General features: G+C 73.2%; 19 protein-coding genes and 1 pseudogene. 9 read left to right on the plus strand and 11 right to left on the minus strand.

From position 1 onward, the window contains the following. Positions 1 to 63: 63 nt before the first annotated feature. On the plus strand, positions 64 to 1,254 hold the full coding sequence (locus ACR9E3_RS13575) for a lysylphosphatidylglycerol synthase domain-containing protein (protein WP_460380807.1): 1,191 nt from the start codon (positions 64 to 66) through the stop codon (positions 1,252 to 1,254). Here the strand turns inward: ACR9E3_RS13575 and ACR9E3_RS13580 are convergent. After that, positions 1,200 to 1,367: pseudogene (locus ACR9E3_RS13580) on the minus strand (MarR family transcriptional regulator); the annotation flags it as partial. The gene ACR9E3_RS13575 and the pseudogene ACR9E3_RS13580 sit on opposite strands and share 55 nt — an antisense overlap. Positions 1,368 to 1,475: 108 nt before the next feature. Here ACR9E3_RS13580 and ACR9E3_RS13585 point away from each other — a divergent pair. Further along, the gene (locus ACR9E3_RS13585) at positions 1,476 to 2,120 is read left to right on the plus strand and encodes a DJ-1/PfpI family protein (protein ID WP_460380808.1); all 645 of its coding nucleotides are present in this window, start codon (positions 1,476 to 1,478) and stop codon (positions 2,118 to 2,120) included. Positions 2,121 to 2,129: 9 nt separating this feature from the next. Here ACR9E3_RS13585 and ACR9E3_RS13590 read toward each other — a convergent pair whose 3' ends face one another. The 10 genes from ACR9E3_RS13590 to ACR9E3_RS13635 form a co-directional block, all read right to left on the minus strand. Beyond that, a complete protein-coding gene (locus tag ACR9E3_RS13590) occupies positions 2,130 to 3,452 on the minus strand; it encodes an FMN-binding glutamate synthase family protein (RefSeq protein ID WP_460380809.1) in 1,323 nt (440 codons plus the stop codon). Next, entirely contained in the window at positions 3,452 to 4,171 is a 720-nt protein-coding gene (locus ACR9E3_RS13595) for a glutamate synthase (protein WP_460380810.1), read from the minus strand. Before ACR9E3_RS13595 ends, ACR9E3_RS13590 begins: the two co-directional genes overlap by 1 nt. Further along, complete coding sequence (locus ACR9E3_RS13600; protein ID WP_460380811.1) at positions 4,159 to 5,052, minus strand: class II glutamine amidotransferase domain-containing protein; 894 nt, start codon at positions 5,050 to 5,052, stop codon at positions 4,159 to 4,161. The genes ACR9E3_RS13595 and ACR9E3_RS13600 overlap by 13 nt, the downstream gene beginning before the upstream one ends. A gap of 54 nt (positions 5,053 to 5,106) precedes the next feature. After that, the gene (locus ACR9E3_RS13605; RefSeq protein ID WP_460380812.1) at positions 5,107 to 5,382 is read right to left on the minus strand and encodes a hypothetical protein; all 276 of its coding nucleotides are present in this window, start codon (positions 5,380 to 5,382) and stop codon (positions 5,107 to 5,109) included. Beyond that, entirely contained in the window at positions 5,379 to 6,062 is a 684-nt protein-coding gene (locus ACR9E3_RS13610) for a hypothetical protein (protein WP_460380813.1), read from the minus strand. The genes ACR9E3_RS13605 and ACR9E3_RS13610 overlap by 4 nt, the downstream gene beginning before the upstream one ends. Beyond that, positions 6,062 to 7,519, minus strand: a complete 1,458-nt coding sequence (locus tag ACR9E3_RS13615; RefSeq protein WP_460380814.1) for an APC family permease — start codon at positions 7,517 to 7,519, stop codon at positions 6,062 to 6,064. Before ACR9E3_RS13615 ends, ACR9E3_RS13610 begins: the two co-directional genes overlap by 1 nt. Further along, positions 7,516 to 7,695: a hypothetical protein gene (locus ACR9E3_RS13620; protein WP_460380815.1), complete on the minus strand. Its 180-nt coding sequence runs from the start codon at positions 7,693 to 7,695 to the stop codon at positions 7,516 to 7,518. The genes ACR9E3_RS13615 and ACR9E3_RS13620 overlap by 4 nt, the downstream gene beginning before the upstream one ends. Then, positions 7,692 to 8,159, minus strand: a complete 468-nt coding sequence (locus ACR9E3_RS13625; protein WP_460380816.1) for a hypothetical protein — start codon at positions 8,157 to 8,159, stop codon at positions 7,692 to 7,694. Before ACR9E3_RS13625 ends, ACR9E3_RS13620 begins: the two co-directional genes overlap by 4 nt. Further along, positions 8,156 to 8,455: a hypothetical protein gene (locus ACR9E3_RS13630; RefSeq protein ID WP_460380817.1), complete on the minus strand. Its 300-nt coding sequence runs from the start codon at positions 8,453 to 8,455 to the stop codon at positions 8,156 to 8,158. The genes ACR9E3_RS13625 and ACR9E3_RS13630 overlap by 4 nt, the downstream gene beginning before the upstream one ends. A 225-nt stretch (positions 8,456 to 8,680) precedes the next feature. Continuing rightward, a complete protein-coding gene (locus ACR9E3_RS13635; protein ID WP_460380818.1) occupies positions 8,681 to 9,436 on the minus strand; it encodes a FadR/GntR family transcriptional regulator in 756 nt (251 codons plus the stop codon). A gap of 141 nt (positions 9,437 to 9,577) precedes the next feature. On the opposite strand from ACR9E3_RS13635, the gene glnT reads away from it, so the two are divergent. The 7 genes from glnT to ACR9E3_RS13670 all read left to right on the plus strand — a co-directional run bounded on the left by glnT (position 9,578) and on the right by ACR9E3_RS13670 (position 18,422). Further along, positions 9,578 to 10,930, plus strand: coding sequence for a type III glutamate--ammonia ligase (gene glnT, locus ACR9E3_RS13640; RefSeq protein ID WP_460380819.1), 1,353 nt, complete (start codon positions 9,578 to 9,580; stop codon positions 10,928 to 10,930). 10 nt (positions 10,931 to 10,940) lie between these two features. Then, entirely contained in the window at positions 10,941 to 12,224 is a 1,284-nt protein-coding gene (locus ACR9E3_RS13645; RefSeq protein ID WP_460380820.1) for an FAD-dependent oxidoreductase, read from the plus strand. Positions 12,225 to 12,261: 37 nt separating this feature from the next. Then, positions 12,262 to 12,537 (plus strand): sarcosine oxidase subunit delta, encoded by a 276-nt coding sequence (locus ACR9E3_RS13650; RefSeq protein WP_460381008.1) that lies wholly within the window; start codon positions 12,262 to 12,264, stop codon positions 12,535 to 12,537. Next, positions 12,537 to 15,362, plus strand: coding sequence for a 2Fe-2S iron-sulfur cluster-binding protein (locus ACR9E3_RS13655; protein WP_460380821.1), 2,826 nt, complete (start codon positions 12,537 to 12,539; stop codon positions 15,360 to 15,362). Before ACR9E3_RS13650 ends, ACR9E3_RS13655 begins: the two co-directional genes overlap by 1 nt. Further along, on the plus strand, positions 15,355 to 16,026 hold the full coding sequence (locus tag ACR9E3_RS13660) for a sarcosine oxidase subunit gamma (RefSeq protein WP_460380822.1): 672 nt from the start codon (positions 15,355 to 15,357) through the stop codon (positions 16,024 to 16,026). The genes ACR9E3_RS13655 and ACR9E3_RS13660 overlap by 8 nt, the downstream gene beginning before the upstream one ends. Further along, positions 16,023 to 16,898 (plus strand): formyltetrahydrofolate deformylase, encoded by an 876-nt coding sequence (purU, locus tag ACR9E3_RS13665; protein ID WP_460380823.1) that lies wholly within the window; start codon positions 16,023 to 16,025, stop codon positions 16,896 to 16,898. The genes ACR9E3_RS13660 and purU overlap by 4 nt, the downstream gene beginning before the upstream one ends. Positions 16,899 to 17,249: 351 nt before the next feature. Beyond that, positions 17,250 to 18,422: a heme-binding protein gene (locus tag ACR9E3_RS13670; RefSeq protein WP_460380824.1), complete on the plus strand. Its 1,173-nt coding sequence runs from the start codon at positions 17,250 to 17,252 to the stop codon at positions 18,420 to 18,422. Positions 18,423 to 18,469: the final 47 nt, after the last annotated feature.

Genomic DNA, 18,469 nt, shown 5'->3' on the forward strand with positions numbered 1-18,469 from the left:
TGCTCGCCGGCCCCGCTGAACCACCGGGGCACGGAGGCCGTGATCAGGGATGTGCCGCTCCGTGTGCTCCACCTGGTCGCCGGGATCGCGGTGGTCCTGGCCGTGGTCGCGCACCTCGGCACCGGGGCGGTGCTCGCGGGCGTCGACGCGGTGTCACCCGGCGCGGTCGTCGCCGCCCTCGGGGTCGGACTGGTGACGACCGCGGCGTCGGCGGCGCGGTGGTGCGTGGTCGCCCGCGGGCTGGGTCTGCCGATCCGCTTCGGCGCCGCGCTGGGCGACTGCTATCGCGCCCAGTTCCTCAACGCGGTCCTGCCGGGCGGGGCGCTCGGCGACGTGCACCGCGCCGTCGACCACGGCCGGCGCGTGGGTGACGGGGGCGGCGCGGCCCGGGCCGTGGTCCTCGAGCGGACGGCCGGGCAGGTGGTCGTCGTCGTGGTCGGCTCGGCCGTCGTGCTCGCGAGGCCGGGGCCGGTCCGGGACGTGCTGACCGGGACGGCGGGCGACGTCCTCGCCGACATCGGGCGATCGGCGCCGGCGGCCGTCGCCGTCGCGGCGGTCGGTGTCGCCCTGCTCGGCCTCGCCGGCGTCCCCCGCCTGCGGCGCGGCCTGCTCGCCCTCGCCGCCGGCCCGCGGGCCGGGACGAGGCAGGGCCTCGGCACCCTGCGGACCGGGCCGGCCGTCGCCGGCCTGTCCCTCGTCGCCATGACGGGCCACGTCGGGCTGCTGGCGGTCGCGGCGTCCGCGGTCGGGGTGCGGGCGGCGCCCGGGGAGCTGGTGCCGCTGCTGGTGCTGTCGCTCCTCGCGGCGGGGCTGCCCCTGAACCTCGCCGGGTGGGGCCCCCGCGAGGCCACCGCCGCCGTGGCGTTCGGCGCCGCCGGGCTCGGCGCGGGGACCGGGCTCGCGGTGTCGGTCGCCTTCGGGGTGCTGACGCTGGTCTCGACGCTTCCCGGGCTCGCGGTGCTCGTGCTGCGCCGGGCTCAGTCGCCGTCGCCGCGGAACAGCGCGAGCAAAGCCTCCGTCATGACCTGGAGGCGCTCGTCGTCGAGCTGGGCGCGGAGGTCGTCGTCGACGCCCGCGACGACCTCGCGCCCGGCCTCGCGCAGCCGGTGGCCCTCCGCGGTGACGTGCAGCGCCGCCGTCCGTCCGCGGCCCGGGTCGGTGTCGCGGGCGACGGCACCGCGCTGCTCCAGGGCGGTGAGCGTCGACTGCATGCTCTGCGGCGTGACGCCGGCCCGGCGGGCGAGCTCGCTGTAGGAGACCCCCGGGTGCGCGGCGAGGTGCCCGAGGGCCGAGAAATGGCGCATCGCGATGCCCTCCGCGGCGAGGCCGTCCTCGACCCGCTCGCGGATGTGGCGGCCGAGGTTCATCAGCAGGAACGCCGGGCTGATCGGTGGCTCGCTCACGGGTCCCTCGCTCGTCGGTTACAGTCGCACTGTAACTAGTTCCAGCCAGGCTGAAACACAGCGGGAGGCGGCATGCGCGTCCAGGTGGTGCTCATCGACGGGTTCGATCCCCTCGACGTCCTCGGTCCCTTCGAGGTGTTCCGCGCGGGCGCCGGGGTGTCGGGCGGTGCGGTCACCGTCGAGCTCGTCAGCGCCGAGGGGCCACGGCAGGTCGAGAGCGGGCTGGCCGGGGTCGCGCTCGCCGCGACGGCCGCGCTCGACCCGTCCGCCGACGTCGTCGTCATCCCCGGCGTCGCCGGCACGATCACGCTGGACCCCGAGGCCGACGGAGGCATCGGGCAGCTGCTCGCCCGCGCCACGGCGGGCCCGCTCGCCGGCCCCCTGCGCGAGGCCGCGCATCGCGACGGCACGACCGTGGCCACCGTCTGCGGCGGGTCGCTGATCGTCGCGTGGTCGGGGCTCGCCGACGGCCGGCCGCTGGTCACCCACGAGCGAGGCGCCGACCTCGCGGGCACCGCGGCCCGGCCGATCGACGCGCGGGTCGTCGACGACGGCGACCTGGTCAGCGCCGGCAACGTCACGTGCGGCATCGACATGGCCCTCCACCTGCTCGAGCGGGAGGTCGGCCCGCAGGTCGCCCACGCCGTGGAACAGATCATCCGACTCGAGCGGCGCGGCACAGTCTGGCGTCCGACCGGCGCCGCGGTGGGTGCGTGACCGCCCTGGTCAGAACCCCCGGCCCGGGATCCAGTCGGTGCCCGCGAGGGGGACGCGGGCCATGGCGGCGGCTTCGATGGTCAGGGCGACGAGGTCCTCGGGTTCGAGGTGCTGCACGTGGGCCTTGCCGCACGCCCGGGCCAGGGTCTGGGCTTCCATGGTCAGCACCCGCAGGTAGTTCGCGACCCGCCGCCCGCCCTCGACCGGGTCGAGCCGGGCGGACAGCTCGGGGTCCTGGGTGGTGATCCCGGCCGGGTCGCGGCCGTCCTGGAAGTCGTCGTAGAACCCCGCCGCGGACCCGATGGCCTCGTACTCCGCGGCGTAGTGGGGGTCGTTGTCGCCGAGCGCGATCAGCGCCGCGGTCCCGATCGCCACGGCGTCGGCGCCGAGCGCCATCGCCTTGGCGACGTCGGCGCCGGTGCGGATGCCCCCGGAGACGATCAGCTGCACCTTCCGGTGCATCCCGAGCTCCTGCAGCGCCGTCACCGCCTGGGGGATGGCGGCCAGGATGGGGATGCCGACGTGCTCGATGAACACTTCCTGGGTGGCCGCGGTGCCGCCCTGCATCCCGTCCACGACCACCACGTCGGCGCCGGCAGCGACGGCGAGCTTGACGTCGTAGTAGGTGCGGGTCGCGCCGACCTTGACATAGACCGGTTTCTCCCAGTCGGTGATCTCGCGCAGCTCACCGATCTTGATCGCGAGGTCGTCGGGGCCGGTCCAGTCCGGGTGCCGGCACGCCGAGCGCTGGTCGATCCCGGCGGGCAGGGTGCGCATCCCCGCGACCCGCTCGGAGATCTTCTGCCCGAGCAGCATCCCGCCCCCGCCGGGCTTGGCGCCCTGACCCAGCACCACCTCGATCGCGTCCGCGGCGCGCAGGTGGTCGGGATTCATCCCGTACCGGCTGGGCAGCAGCTGATAGACCAGCGTCTTCGACTCGCCGCGCTCCTCGTCGGTCATCCCGCCGTCGCCGGTCGTCGTCGAGGTCCCCACCTCCGAGGCACCCCGCCCCAGGGCCTCCTTCGCCTGCGCCGACAGCGCCCCGAAGCTCATCCCCGCGATCGTCACCGGGATGTCGAGGTGCAGCGGACGGGTGGCGTGCCGATCACCGAGCACCACATCGGTGTCGCAGCGCTCCCGGTAGCCCTCCAGCGGATAGCGCGACATCGACGCCCCCAGGAACAACAGGTCGTCGAAGTGCGGCACGGCGCGCTTCGCGCCCCAGCCCCGGATGTCGTACACCCCGGTCCGCGCGGCGTGCTGGATCGCGGCGATGCTCGCGCGGTCGAACGTCGCCGACTCCCGCAGCCCCCGCTCCGACGGATCCTGCACTAGTAGCTCCCCGTGTGCTCGCTGGTGAAGTGGTACAGGCGCCGGGCCGAGCCGTAGCGGCGGAACTCGCCCGGGTCGTGGTCGAGACCGGCGGCGGCGAGGAGCTCGGCGAGCTCGGCGCGGTGCTCGTCGCCCATCTCCTTCTCGACGCAGTCCGCGCCCAGCGCCCCGACGCTGCCCCGCACGTAGAGGCGCGCCTCGTAGATCGAGTCCCCGAGCCCGTCGCCCGCGTCACCGCAGACCACCAGCCGCCCGGCCTGGGCCATGAACGCGCTCATCGGGCCCACCGACCCGCCCACCACGATGTCGATCCCCTTCATCGAGATCCCGCAACGCATCGAGGCGCTGCCGCCCACGACCAGCAGCCCGCCGCGCCCGGTGGCCCCGGCCGACTGCGAGGCATCGCCGCGGACCCGCACCGAGCCCGACATCATGTTCTCGGCGACGCCCGTGCCCACCGACCCGTCGACCACGACGTGACCGCGCTGGTTCATCCCGGCGCAGAAGTAGCCGGCGTGGCCGCGCACGTGCACGTCGATCTCGTCGTGGATGCCGGCGGCGATCGAGTGCGCGCCCTGCGGGTTGAGCACCTCGTAGGACGACGCGCTCGGGGCGTGCAGCTCGGTGTTGAGCGCGCGCACCCCCACGTCGTGCAGGTCGATCGTCACGGGCCGGGCCGGGTCCCGCTCCCCGGCCTCGGCGCGGCTCAGCGCCGCCACGTGTAGACCCTGCCCGGGTCGGGCTCGAAGATGCGGGCCTCGCCGATGCCCGGGAGCTCGGCCAGGGCCCGGAACTCCGAGGCCATCGCCACCCAGCGCGGGTGCTCGGCGATCACCGCCGGCTTGCAGGCGATCTCGTCGCGGACCACGGCGAAGCCGTCGGCGGTGGTGACCAGCAGCGTGTAGAAGCCGTCGAACGTCTCCCCCAGCCGCAGCAGGGCCTTCTCGAGGTCGTCGCCCTCGGCCAGGCAGGACGCGACGAAGCGCGCGCCGACCTCGGTGTCGTTCTCCGAGTCGAACGTGACGCCCTGGCGCTCGAGCTCGCGGCGGATCGTCGCGTGGTTGGAGAACGAGCCGTTGTGCACGAGGCACTGGTTCGGACCCACCGAGTACGGGTGGCAGCCCTCGGGGTTGATCGCGGACTCGGTGGCCATGCGGGTGTGCGCCAGGCCCTGCCAGCCCGCGACGTCGCGCAGGCCATAGGTCCGGGCGAGGTCCGACGGGTGGCCCGCGCCCTTGTAGACCACGACGTCGTCGCCCCGGCCGACGACGAGCGCGTCGGGGGCGGCGGCGTGGACCGCGGCGGCGAGGGCCTCGCCGCCGACCGGCGCGGTGAGCACCGTCGTGTCCCCGGCCGGGGTCGCCGTGACGGCGGGGCTGCCGGGCAGCAGGGCCGCGACCGCCCGGTCGAGATCGCCCGGCGCCCGCAGGACCGAGACCGCCTCCTGCCCCGGAGGGTTGCGGGTCTCGTCGCCGTAGACGGCGACGCCGACGGAGTCGGGTCCGCGCTCGGAGACACCGCAGAGCATGTCGTCGAGCAGCCGGCCGAGCTCCGGTCGGAGCGCGGGGTCGCGGAGGTGGAGACCGATGATGCCGCACATGCAGAGCTCAGCCTTCCTGCGTCGGAGGACCGGGATGGGCGTACCGAGACGAAACTACGTTGCCTGTCGGGAGACGTCGAGAGCGGACGCCGTCGCACGCCGCTGCGCCCACAGATAGGCGTCGAGGATGCTGATCGCGTAGACGAAGAGCCCGCCGGCGAGGTGCCCGACGAACGACGCGGTCGGCGGGGCGAGGTGCCAGGTGATCACACCCATCAGGACGGTGTAGAAGGCGAACATCAGCCCGCGCCGCGGCAGCCCGAGCAGGACCTGGCCGCAGCCCGGCAGCACGACGGCGACGAGCAGCACCATCCACGGACGCACGCTCATGACGACCTCACTTCCTCGCGGCTCACCTCGGCGACCGCGTCCCCGACCGCGTCGAGCACGGCGACCGCCTCGACCAGCGCCTGCGGCTCCAGGCGCGGCCGGTCGAAGACCACCCGGCGGGTGGTCCGGTAGCTCGCCTGCTCGGCCTCCGCGACGCGCAGCACCGCCCGCACCCCGCCCCGCCCGACGGCGAGCTCCTTGCACGCGGGGTCGGCCAGGAGGCCCGCCGCCGGGGCGAGCACCCGCGTCGGCGGCACGCCCTCGGGGGCGGCGCAGGAGACCCGCACCGGGCGCGGGACGTCCGGCGGCGCGGGGATCTCGTGCGCGAACCCGGCGTCGGGCGAGAAGAACTCCGTGCCCTGGGGCCGCAGGAGCACGTTCAGCGTGCCCCCGACGTCGAGCGAGCGGTGCACCACGACCTCGACCCACAGCACCGGCAGCTTGCGCAGCGCGACGGAGTCGAGGATCGGCCGCAGCGTCACGGGCCGCCCGTCGAGGCGCCCGGTCAGCACCGGGTGGCCGTCGACGCCGTCGCCGTGCCTCCGGGCCCCGTCGAGCAGGGGCACGACCCGGTCGAAGAGCCGCATCCGCTCCGCGGCGTCGCGCCGCCGCGCGCGGCGCTGCAGCACGACCAGGGCCGCGACCGCCGCCGCGACCACCAGCAGAACCGTGGTGCCCATCAGTACCCCTGCGGCCGCGGGAGGTCGGCGGTGAACTGCCCGCCGCGCCGCACGTACTTGTACCGGCGCAGCACGAACCAGATCGACGCGAGCAGGTAGAACGACAGGATCGAGAGCAGCGCGACGCCGTACCCGAGGAAGGTCGCGAAGAACACGACCGCCGCGAGCGCCACCAGGGCGATCGCCGGTGCCGGGTGCAGCGGCAGCGTGTAGGCCCGCGGGATCGTGCCGAGCGGCCACAGCCTCCGGAACCGGATGAAGCTCGGCCCCATGAAGCTGTACATCAGCAGCCCCGACAGGATCGAGAAGGTGATCACCGTCGAGAGCAGCGTCGGCTGGTCGAGCAGCACCGGGAGCAGCGCGAACGCGATCGCCACCGGCACGAGGAACACGATCGACCGGAACGGCGTGTGGTAGCGCGGGTGCACCGCGCCGAACCACTCCGGCAGGTAGCGGTCGCGGCCCATCGAGAACCACGCCCGCGAGGCGTCGTTGATGCAGCCGTTGGCCGAGGCGAGCGTCGCGCACAGCGTGCCCAACAGGAGCAGCACCACGAGCACGCCGTGACCGGACACCAGCGCCGCGTCGAACAGCGGGGTGATCGCCGTCCCGAGATAGTGCCACGGCAGCGTCCCGGCGCAGACGTACCAGGTCAGCGACGCGGCGATGATCAGCGTCATGATCCCGGCGAGGCTGCCCAGCGGCACCGACCGCGGCGCGGAGCGGCACTCCTCGGCGGCCTGCGCGGTGCCCTCGATCCCGAGGTAGAACCACATGCCGAACTGGAAGGCCGCGATGACGCCGATCCAGCCGTACGGCAGCGAGTTCGTCACGTCGCCCGCGAGGCCGGCCAGGTCGAGCTCGGCGCCCGGCGACCATCCCTGCAGGCCCACGAACAGCACGAGGATGGTCACGAAGGCGAACCCCGTGATGACGAGGTTGAGCGTCAGCGACGCGAACACCCCGCGGTAGTTGAGGAACGCGAGCGCGAGGACCGCGAGCACCGCGAAGGGGTACGGCGAGAGCTCCTGCTCGCTGCCCAGCAGTCCGGACAGCGCGGTGAGCAGCGAGCTCATCACGTTGGCGTTGGCCGCCTCGAGCATCGTGTAGGCGAGCGTCAGGTACAGCCCGACGTTGAACGCCATCAGCGGCCCGACGGTGTGCTTGGCCTGCGCGTACTGCCCGCCGGCCGCCGGGATCGCCGAGGTGACCTCGGAATTGATCATGACGATGCAGGTGTAGAGCAGGCCGACCACCCAGCAGGCGACCAGGGCGCCGTACATGCCGCCCTTCTCGACCGCGAAGTTCCAGCCCATGAACTCGCCGACGAGCACGATGCCGACGCCGAGCGCCCAGATGTGCATCGGGGCCAGGACCTTGCGCAGGGCGGGGCGCTCGGCGCCAGGGGCGGCCTCGGTCGCCGATGCCGTGGTCGGGACGTCCTCGGTGGCGCTCATGCCGACCTCACCTCCGTCCCGTCAGCGGCGGGCGGGTCGTCCAGCGGGTCGGGGGCGTTCACGAGCGACGCCTCGTCGTGCCGGCGGCCGACCTTCAGCATGTCGAGCACGAGCCAGCCGGCGATGAGCGCGCTGAGCACCCACGCGATCAGCTCCACCACGGCCACGGAGCTCATGAGCGGCCTCCCGTCGGACCGGGCCCGAACTTCTCCTCGACCACCTCGCGGTACTCGCGGAACGAGACGCGGTAGACGAAGCCGAGGTAGAGGGCGAGGAGCACGACGGTCCCCAGCAGCGCGAGGACGTCGATGTCGTACTTGTCGGCGGAGGGCTGGTTGGCCTCGACGCCCGCGGAGATCGTCGGCAGGTCGGCGACCCCCGTGTCGATCATCTTCTGGTACTGCGTGCGCTCGCCCGGCGTCACCGGCAGTTCGGCCAGCGGCCGGGTCTGCGTCTGGGTCTCGTCCTCGGACCCGCTGATGTAGGTCGTCGCGAAGAGCGTCACGAAGATGAGGGCCAGGACGACGACGGCGTCGAGGAGCTGGCCGCGCACGGACTGCCGGGGCGGCTCGTAGGGCGCGCTCCGGGACGGCGTGGGCGGTGCGGGCGGGGTGCCGGCGTCGCCGGCCTCCCCGCTCACGACGTGCCCCCCGCGCGGGCGGCCTTGCGGGCGTCGAGGTGCTCGATGTCCGGGCGGTAGACCTGGTCGCGGGCCGCCCGGTAGCGCCGGATCAGCGCCGCGGCCGAGGCGGTGTTCAGCCCGCCGAGGGCGACCAGCGCGACGGTGAGCACCACGAACAAGGGGGTGCCCGGCACCGTGGGCGCCGCGGCGACGAGGACGAACACCAGCACCACCCACATGGCGACGGTGCAGCCGAGGGCGAGGAGTCGGTCGCGGCGGACCAGCGCCGCGATGCGGTCGTCGAGGCTCTTCATCGTGCCTCCGTTCGCTGCGCACCCGCGGACGGCGGCTGCCCGCGGGCGGCGCGTCCGGGGACGGTCGCGGCGGCGTGCTCCGGCGTCGTGCGGTCGCAGTCCGTGCCCGTCGTGGGGCACGGCTCGAGGACGGGTCCGTTGTTTGGTCTCATCGGTAGACCAAGGACGGAGGGACAGTACGAGACCCACGCCACAGCGTGTCAAGCCCACATGAAGGACCGCCGGTCAGGCGGGCGGCCACCCGCCGTCGTCGCCGGCACCGTTCCCGGCCCCGTCCTCGAGCCCGTCCTCGACCCCGAAGACGATGATCCGCAGCTGGCGGCGCGCCCCCTCGAGGTGGGCGCGCATCGCCTCGGCCGCCGCCTCGGCGTCACCGGCCCGGACCGCCTCGTAGATCGCCTGGTGATCACGCAGCGTCTCCTCGACCGGCTCCCGGAACGGCAGCAGGTCGCGCGGGCTGAACAGCTCGCCGCGGGCGGTCTCGACCGCGTCGGCGAGGCGCTCGTTGCGGGCGGCGCGGGCCAGCGCGACGTGGAAGCGCGAGTCGGCCTGGCGGAAGGCGGTGCGGCCGATGACCCCGCGCAGCGCGCCGAGGGACTCCCGGATCGGGGCCAGCGTGGCCTCGGTGTGCCGCTGGGCGGCCAGCGCGGCGGTGCGCGTCTCCAGGGCGATGCGGAAGTCGACGATGTCGTCGATCTCGCCGGCCTGCTCGCGCATCCGGGACCGCCAGGCCTCCGCCGGGCGGCGCAGCTCGGTGACGTACGTGCCGCCCGTCGACCCCCGCCGGACCTCCACGTAGCCGTCCTCGCGGAGCAGCCGGATCGCCTCGCGCAGGCTGATCCTCGCGATGCCCAGCTGCTCGGCGAGATCGCGCTCGGGGGGCAGCCGCTCGCCCGGGCTGACGTCGCCGCGGTGGATGCGCATCCGCAGGTGATCCGCCACGGCCTGGGCCAGCGTCGTGGTGGTGACCTGCCGGGCCATGGCGCGAGGGTACCGCGCCCCGTCACCGTGCGTGTTGGAGCGCCGACCACGCTCCGCAGGCAGGTGTGACGGGGTTGACACTCGACCGCGCGGCCGTGTTGCCTGACCAATGGTTCCAAGTCCAAACCTTGGGAGGTCGGCATGGCCGATGCACGGAACGACCTGCGGGAACGCGCCGAGGCCGACGGCATCGAGTTCTTCCTGGCGCTGTTCGTCGATCTCCACGGCAAGCCGTGCGCGAAGGCGGTGCCGTTCTCGTCGTTCGACCTGCTCATGGACGGCGGCGCCGGGTTCGCGGGCTTCGCCGCGGGTGACCTCGGCCAGTCGCCGGCCGACCCCGACGTGCTCGCCGTGCCCGACCCGGCGTCGTACACCCCGCTGCCCTGGAAGCCGGGCGTCGCGGTGGTGCACTGCGACCCGCACGTCGACGGGCAGCCGTGGCCGTACGCGCCGCGCGTCATCCTGCGCCGCGCGCTCGAGGAGCTCTCCGCGAAGCGCGGGTGGGTGTTCAAGACCGGCACCGAGCTGGAGTACAGCCTGCTGCGCCGCGGGGAGGACGGGACGCTGGGCCCGGCCGACCCGGACGACACCGCGGAGAAGCCCTGCTACGAGGTCAAGGGCCTGACCCGCATGTGGGACCACCTCTCGACGGTGTCCCGCAACCTCAACGCGCTGGGCTGGGGCAACTACGCCAACGACCACGAGGACGGCAACGGCCAGTTCGAGAACAACTGGGAGTACGCCGACGCGCTGACCACGGCCGACCGCGCGATCTTCTTCCGCTACATGGTCCACATGCTGGCGCACGACGCCGGCTACGTCGCGACGTTCATGCCCAAGCCGTTGCGCCACATCACCGGCAACGGCATGCACATCCACCAGAGCCTGTGGACCTCGGACGGCCGGGAGCTCTTCGACGACGGCGCCGATGCGATGGGGCTCTCCCGCCTCGGCTACCACTACCTCGGCGGGCTGATCGAGCACGGACGTGCGTCGGCCGGGATCATCTGCCCCACGGTCAACTCGTACAAGCGCATCGGGGTGGGCGCCCCGACCTCCGGGTCGACCTGGGCGCCGGCCTACGTCGCGTACGGCGGCAACAACCGGTCGGTCATGCTGCGCATCCCCGAGGGCGGGCGCATCGAGCACCGCGGGGTCGACGGCTCGGCCAACCCCTACCTCGCCGCCACCGTGCTGCTCGCGTCCGGCCTCGACGGCATCGACCGGGAGATCGACCCGGGCTCGCGCACCGACGACAACCTCTTCACGGTGCACACCGACGAGGTCCGCGCCCGCGGCATCGAGCACCTCCCGAAGACCCTGGACCGCGCGGTGGAGGAGCTCGTCGCCGACGACGTCCTGCGCGCCGCGCTCGGCAAGACCTCCGGCGGCGACTTCGTCGACTACTTCGCGGCGGTCAAGCAGCAGGAGTTCGACGACTACCACGCGGCGGTCTCGGACTGGGAGGTCCGGCGCTACCTGACGCAGGCCTGAGGAGACCCGGTTGAGCGGCGGCAACGGACACGGACATCCCGACAAGCTGCGCGGCTACTCGGCGTGGAGCCTGCTGCGGCGGGGTCTGACGCACGAGGACTGGCCGCGCGCCTGGCACGAGCACGAGCTGCGGTCGAGCTACGACGCGGTGATCATCGGGGGCGGGGTGCACGGCCTCGCCACGGCGTACTACCTGGCCCGCGACCACGGCATGCGCGACATCGCGGTGCTGGAGAAGTCCTACGTCGGCGGCGGCGGGTCGGGGCGCAACACCGCGATCCTGCGCTCGAACTACCTCACGCCCGAGGGCGTCCGGTTCTACGACCGGTCGGTGAAGCTCTACGAGCACCTCGCCGCGGACCTGAACTTCAACGTCATGTTCTCCCAGCGGGGGCACCTGACGCTGGCGCACAACGACGCCTCGCTGCGCACGATGCACTGGCGCACCGAGGTCAACAAGCTCCAGGGCGTCGACTCCGAGGTGATCGGGCCGGACCGGATCGCCGAGCTCGTGCCCTACCTCGACGTCTCCGACGAGACCCGCTACCCGATCCTCGGCGCGCTCTACCACCCGCCGGGCGGGATCGTGCGCCACGACGCCGTCGTCTGGGGCTACGCGCGCGGCGCCGACGCGCACGGGGCGCACATCCACCAGCAGACCGAGGTCACCGGGATCGACGTCTCCGGCGGCCGGGTGACGGGCGTGCAGACGAACCGCGGGCGGATCGCGACGCCGGTGGTGCTCAACGCGACCGCGGGCTGGTCGACGCTGATCTCGGACATGGCCGGGGTGGCGATGCCGGTGCAGACCTCGCCGCTGCAGGCCGCGGTCACCGAGCCGGTGCGCCCGTTCCTCGACACCGTGGTGGTCTCGGGGACGCTGCACGTCTACGTGTCCCAGACCGACCGCGGCGAGCTGGTGTTCGGCGCGAGCGTCGACCCGTTCGCGTCGTACTCGATGCGGGGCTCGCTGGAGTTCACCGAGGGCATCGCGGGGCACGTGCTCGAGCTGATGCCCGCCCTGCACCGGATGCGCCTGCTGCGGCAGTGGGCCGGGCTGTGCGACATGACCCCGGACTACTCGCCGATCATGGGTCCGACCCCGGTGGAGGGCTTCTACGTCGACGTCGGCTGGGGCACCTACGGGTTCAAGGCCGGACCGGTGTCCGGCGAGGCCATGGCCGCGTGCCTGGCCACCGGCAAGCCCCCCGAGATCATCTCGTCGTTCGGGCTCGACCGGTTCCTCTCGGGCCGGCTGGTGGGCGAGAAGGGCGCCGCCGCCGTCGGCCACTAGGCACCCTCCCCTCGCGTCGCCGGAGGCGATCACCGTGATGCTGCTCCCCTGCCCCTGGTGCGGGCCCCGCAACGCCACCGAGTTCCGCTTCGGCGGCGAGGCCGGGCGGCGGCCCGACCCCGCCACGGCGTCGCCCGAGGAGTGGCGGCGCTACCTGTACTTCCACACCAACCCCGCGGGCTGGTCGACCGAGACCTGGTACCACGCCGCGGGCTGCCGCCGGTTCCTCACCGTCGAGCGGCACACGGTGACCCACGAAGTCCGCGCGGCGAAGGACACGGCGACCGGCACGACTGCGGAGGGCATCTCCTGATGAGCATCCTGCCGACGACGCGTCGCACCGCGGCCCCGACCTCGCAGCGCCTGGGACACCGCGCGGGCGAGGTGATCGACCGGACGCGGACGGTGTCGTTCACCTGGAACGGACGGCCGCTGTCCGGGCACCCGGGCGACACGATCGCCTCGGCGCTGGCCGCCGCGGGCGAGCGGGTGCTCTCGCGCAGCTACAAGTACCACCGGCCGCGGGGCCTGCTGACCGCCGACTTCCTCGACCCGGGCGCGTTCCTCCAGGTCGGCGACGAGCCGAACGTGCGCGGCGCGCACCGGCTGCTGCAGGCCGGCATGGCGGTGTCGTCGCAGAACACCTGGCCCTCGCTGCGCTTCGACCTCAAGGCCGCGAACGGGCTGGCCGGGCGGTTCCTGGCGACCGGCTTCTACTACAAGACCTTCATCAAGCCCGAGCCGTTGTGGCCGCTCTACGAGAAGGTCCTGCGGACCTTCGTGCACGCCGGCGCGATCACCCCGGACCCCGGTGCCGCGTACTACGACAAGCGCCACGCCCACCCCGACGTCGTGGTCGCCGGCGGGGGCCCGGCCGGGATGGCGGCTGCCGTCGCCGCGGCGCGAGCCGGGGCGTCGGTGATGCTGGTCGAGGAGGAGCACCAGCTCGGCGGGCACCTGCGGTGGGGCGACGGCGCCGCGCTCGCCCGCCTGCGCGAGCTGCGGGCGCAGGTCGCGGCCGAGCCGGGCATCGAGGTGCTCACCGACGCCGTGGTCACCGGCCGCTTCGACGACAACTGGATCCCGATCGTGCAGCGCAGCCTGCCCGGGATCACCGAACGCCTGGTCAAGGCCCGCGCGGGCATGCTGGTCGTGGCGCCGGGGCTGATCGAGCGTCCCTACGTCTTCGCCGGCAACGACCTGCCCGGCGTGATGCTCTCGACCGCGGCCCGCCGGCTGGTCAACCTCTACGCCGTGCGCCCCGGCGCGCGCGCCGTGGTGATGTCGGCGAACCCCGAGGGCGACGCGACCGTCGCCGACCTCGAGGCCGCCGGCGTCGAGGTCGCCGCGGTCCTCGACGCCCGCCGCCAGCAGGGGGTCGCGCGCGCCCACGGCCGGGGGGGGCTGCGGGCGGTCGAGACCACCGACGGCCGGCGCATCGAGGCGGACCTGCTGGTCACCGCCACCGGCTGGACCGCACCGACCTCGCTGCTCAACCAGTCCGGCGACCGCCCGGTCTACGACCCGGCCGCCGCCCGCTTCGTGCCCGACCCCGACCGGATGCCCGCGAACGTCCTCGCCGCCGGCGGCATCGTCGGCGACGGCACGGTCGACCAGCTCGTCGAGCACGCCGACGCCGTGGGGCGCGAGGCCGCCCGGCGCGCGACCGGCGGGTCCGCCGCCGTCACCGTCCCCGGTCTGCGACCCGGCCCCCACCCCGAGCTGTTCGCCGCCGGCACCGGCGGGTTCGTCGACTTCTGCGAGGACGTCTCGGCCAAGGACATCACCACCGCGGTCGCCGAGGGCTACGACTCGGTGGAGCTGGCCAAGCGCTACACCACGGTCACCATGGGCCCCACCCAGGGCAAGCTCGAGACCGTCAACGCGGTCGCGCTGGTCGCGCACGCCACCGGCCGCAGCATCGCCGAGACCGGCACCACGACCTGGCGTCCCGTCTACGCCCCGGTGACCCTGGGCGCGCTGGCCGGGCGGCCGCGCGAACCGGTGCGCTACTCGCCGATGCAGCCCTGGCACGAGCGCCACGGCGCGACGCCGCTGGTGGCCGGGCAGTGGATCCGCCCCGAGCACTACGGCGACCCGGCGGGCGAGGTCACCGCCGTGCGCACCGCGGTGGGGATCATCGACGTCACCCCGATCGGTAAGCTCGACCTGCGCGGCCCCGACGTCGCGGAGCTGCTCAACCTGCTCTACGTCAACAAGTGGTCGAAGCTCGGCGTCGGGCGCGTGCGCTACGGGGTCATGTGCGCCGACGACGGCGTCGTCCTCGACGACGGGGTCACCGGCCGCCTCGGCGAGGACCACTACCTGATGTCGACCACGAGCTCCGGCGCGGCGACGGTGTGGGAGTGGGTCGAGAACTGGCTGCAGACCGCCCACCCCGAGTGGCAGGTGCACGTCACCCCGGTCACCACCGCCTACGCCAGCATCAACGTCGCCGGGCCGCGGTCCCGGGAACTGCTGTCCCGGCTCACCGATGTCGACCTCTCCGCGGACGCCTTCGGCTACATGAACGTGCGCACCGGCACCGTGGCCGGGGTCGCCGACTGCGTGCTGTGGCGCATCGGGTTCACCGGCGAGCTCTCCTACGAGATCCACGTGCCCGCGTCCTACGGGCTGCACGTGTGGGAGCGGCTCGTGGCCGACGGCGCCGACCTCGGGGTGCGCCCCTTCGGCGTCGAGGCCCAGCGCATCCTGCGCCTCGAGAAGGGCCACGCGATCGTCGCCCAGGACACCGACGGGCTCACGCAGGGCTTCAGCGCCGCCCTCGACGGGCTGATCAAGCTCGACAAGGACGACTTCGTCGGGCTCCCCGAGCTGCGCTGGCAGCAGGGCCGCGACAACCACCCGCGCCTGGTCGGGCTGCGTCCGCTCGACGGGACGGTGGTCCCGCCCGAGGCCAGCCAGATCCTCCGGGCCGACGGGGGCATCGCGGGTCGGGTGACGTCCAGCCGCATGTCCCCGACGCTCGGGCGCGCGATCGGCCTGGCGCAGCTCGACCGCGAGCTCGCCGAGGTCGGCACCCGCGTCACCGTGCGCCTGCCCGACGGACGGGACGTCGCCGCCGAGGTGACCGGCCTCGTCCACGTCGACCCCGAAGGAGACCGGCAGCGTGTCTAGTCCCCTTGCCCGCAGCCCGATCCCGCCGGGGCCCGCGACCGAGCGCGACGGCTGGGAGGTCGACGCGCGCGTGCCCGGCGGCCCGCTGACCCTCTCCGACGAGACGCCGCTCGCGAAGATCCACGTGCGGGCGCCGTTCGACGGGGCGAGCCGGGAGGCGCTCGGCGTCGGCTTCCGGCGCACCCGCCGCGTGGACCTCCGCACCGGGGAGGTGCTGGTCGTCGGTTCCGGGCCCGGCGAGTGGCTCGTGCTGGGTGCCCCCGGGACGGCCGGCGCGCTGCGGGCGGCGGTCGAGCAGCGGCTGGCCGGCACCGGCGAGTTCACGTCGGTCCTCGACCTCACCCACGGCCGCGCCCTCGTACGCCTCCACGGCGCCGCGGCGCCGACAGTGCTCTCGGGCGTGTGCGCGATCGACCTCGCCGACGCCGTCACCCCGGACGGGTCGGCGTTCCGCACGTCGGTCGCGGGGGTGGTCACCGACGTCGTGCGTGACGACCTCGGCGGCACGCAGCGCAGCGGAGCTGCCGCGTCGGACAATGGCGGGGTGCGCTCCTACCTCCTGCACTGCGAGCGGTCTTCCGGCCGCTACCTGGCCGACGCCCTCCTCGACGCCGGTCGTCGACTCCCGGGTCTCGAGGTCACCGGCTTCCGGGGGCTCGCGTGACCACACCCGATGCTCCCGACGCCGACCTCGGCCGGCTGCTGGTCTCGTGCCGGGACCGGCCCGGGCTGGTCGCGGCGATCAGCGCGTTCCTGCACGCCCGCGGCGCCAACATCGTGCAGTCCGACCAGGACACCACCGACCCGTCGGGCGGCCTGTTCGTCACGCGGGTCGTGTTCCGCCTGCCCGGGCTCCTGACGCGGCTCGACGAGCTGACCCGGGAGTTCACCGACGAGGTCGCCACGCCGCTGGAGATCACGTTCCGCCTGCGCGCGGCCGCAAGGCGCACCCGCGTCGCGATCTTCGTCTCGCGTCTCGACCACTGCCTGCTCGACCTGCTGTGGCGCCACCGCCGCGGCGAGCTCGGGGTGGAGATCGTGCAGGTCGTGTCGAACCATCCCGACCTCGCCGACGAGGTGGCCCGCTTCGGCGTGCCGTTCGCCCACGTCCCGGTGACGGCCGAGACCAAGGACGTTGCCGAGAAGCAGCAGATCGAGCTGCTGGCCGGCCGGGTAGACCTCGTCGTCCTCGCGCGGTACATGCAGATCCTCACCGGCGGGTTCCTCGACGCGCTCGGGGTGCCGGCCATCAACATCCACCACTCGTTCCTGCCCGCCTTCGTCGGCGCCGCTCCGTACGCGCAGGCGAAGACCCGCGGCGTGAAGATCGTCGGCGCGACGGCCCACTACGTCACCGAGGACCTCGACCAGGGGCCGATCATCGAGCAGGACGTCGCCCGCATCTCGCACCGCGACACGGTCGTCGACATCACCCGCCGCGGTGCCGACGTCGAGCGCACGGTGCTCGCCCGCGCCGTCGCCGCGCACTGCGACGACCGCGTCGTGGTCACGGGCGGGACGACGATCGTCTTCTGATTCGCGGCGTCCGATTCGCGCACTGAATCCGCCGGTGGGCGGAACGGTGTGCCGACAATCGCCGAATTGCCTCGTTGTCCGGGGCCACGCGTGACGAGATCGCCACCGACGGTGTTCACACCGGACGCCGGGTTCTCGACGACCGCTGCTCCGATGGAGTTATCCATCTTGCGGCGTTCTCGAGATCGGGAGAACGCTTCGTAGCGACCGATCGAAATCGTCGGTCCGACGGGGGGAATTTTCTCGGCGCAGCGCGCCTGTTGTTTCGCGCGCGCAACGAAAGGCTCTTGTCGGGCTCTCGCGCGCCCTTCGGCATTGAGATGCCGGCCACCACGAAGGACATGATCGACCATGACGAACCCTGTTTCGACCGAACCGGTTCTCGACCAGATCCGCGGATTCAAGTGGACCGCCGTGCCCGTGGCGCAGGACAGTGCCGCACGCCGACAGGCCGCGGAGGACCCGCCGCCGCCCCTGGGCGCCATCTCGAGCTTCTCCGGGAAGTTCCGGGGTTCCGGCTTCAACACGATCTTCCGTCCGCAGAACGCCGCCACCCCGACGTTGACCGGCGCCGAAGGTCCCGCCGACAACATCCTCGAGCTGAACCTCACCGAGGAGCTGCTGTCGTTCTCGCCCGCGCTCGGGAAGATTCCGAACCGGGGGTTCTCCCAGGGGGACATCGATCTGAACGGCATCCCCTACGTGCAGACGATCAATGACGTCAACGATCCCGACACGCCGCTGAGCATCCACTTCGAGCCGGGTGTCTGGCTGGCCGTGCCGGCCACCGAGGTCCCGGCCGTCGACGCCGTGTCGTTCGTGCGCATGGCGTCCATCCCGCACGGCACCACGATCGAGGCGCAGGGCACGGCCTTCCCGTCCCCGTCTGGCCGTCCGCAGATCGCCACCGTGAGCATCACGCCGTTCCCGATCGGTGGAGACCAGAAGACGCAGGGGATCGAGTTCCCGAGCCAGACCGCCGCGAACGCGAACACCTTCAGGCTCCCCCAGGACCTGAAGGCCTTCATCGACACCGGCCGGATCACCCAGGAGCTGCTCACCGATCCGACCTTCGCGATGCGTCAGCGGGCCGAGCAGCAGGACATCACGGCGACCACGGTCATCGTCATCGACACGAACCCGAACGCTCCGCTCTTCGGTGGCGGCACGGACAACATCGCGTTCCTGCTCGGCGACGCGACGGACGCGAGCAAGGCGAACGCGAACGCGGCGCAGATGGGCGCGATCTTCTGGGTCGAGGTGATCCGGGAGACGATCACCGTACCGGCCCTGGATCCCGGCCAGCCGGTGATCGTCGACGGCGACGCGAGCCACGGGGACCCCGTCGCGACCTTCTCGGTGACCTCGGCGGAGGGCACCTCGGCACCCACCGAGAAGGAGGTCGTCTACACCCAAATCCAGTACACCCAGCAGGTCCTCCTCAACTTCAACGGGCTCAGCTGGCCCCACGTCTCCGTGGCGACGCTCGTCCCGAACGACCCCATCCCGGTCACGCTGCCCTGACTCCGCCGCGGGGCGCCAGGTCCGGCGCTCGCCCGAGGGTCGAAGGA

It is taken from the genome of Actinomycetospora sp. C-140, assembly GCF_054796175.1.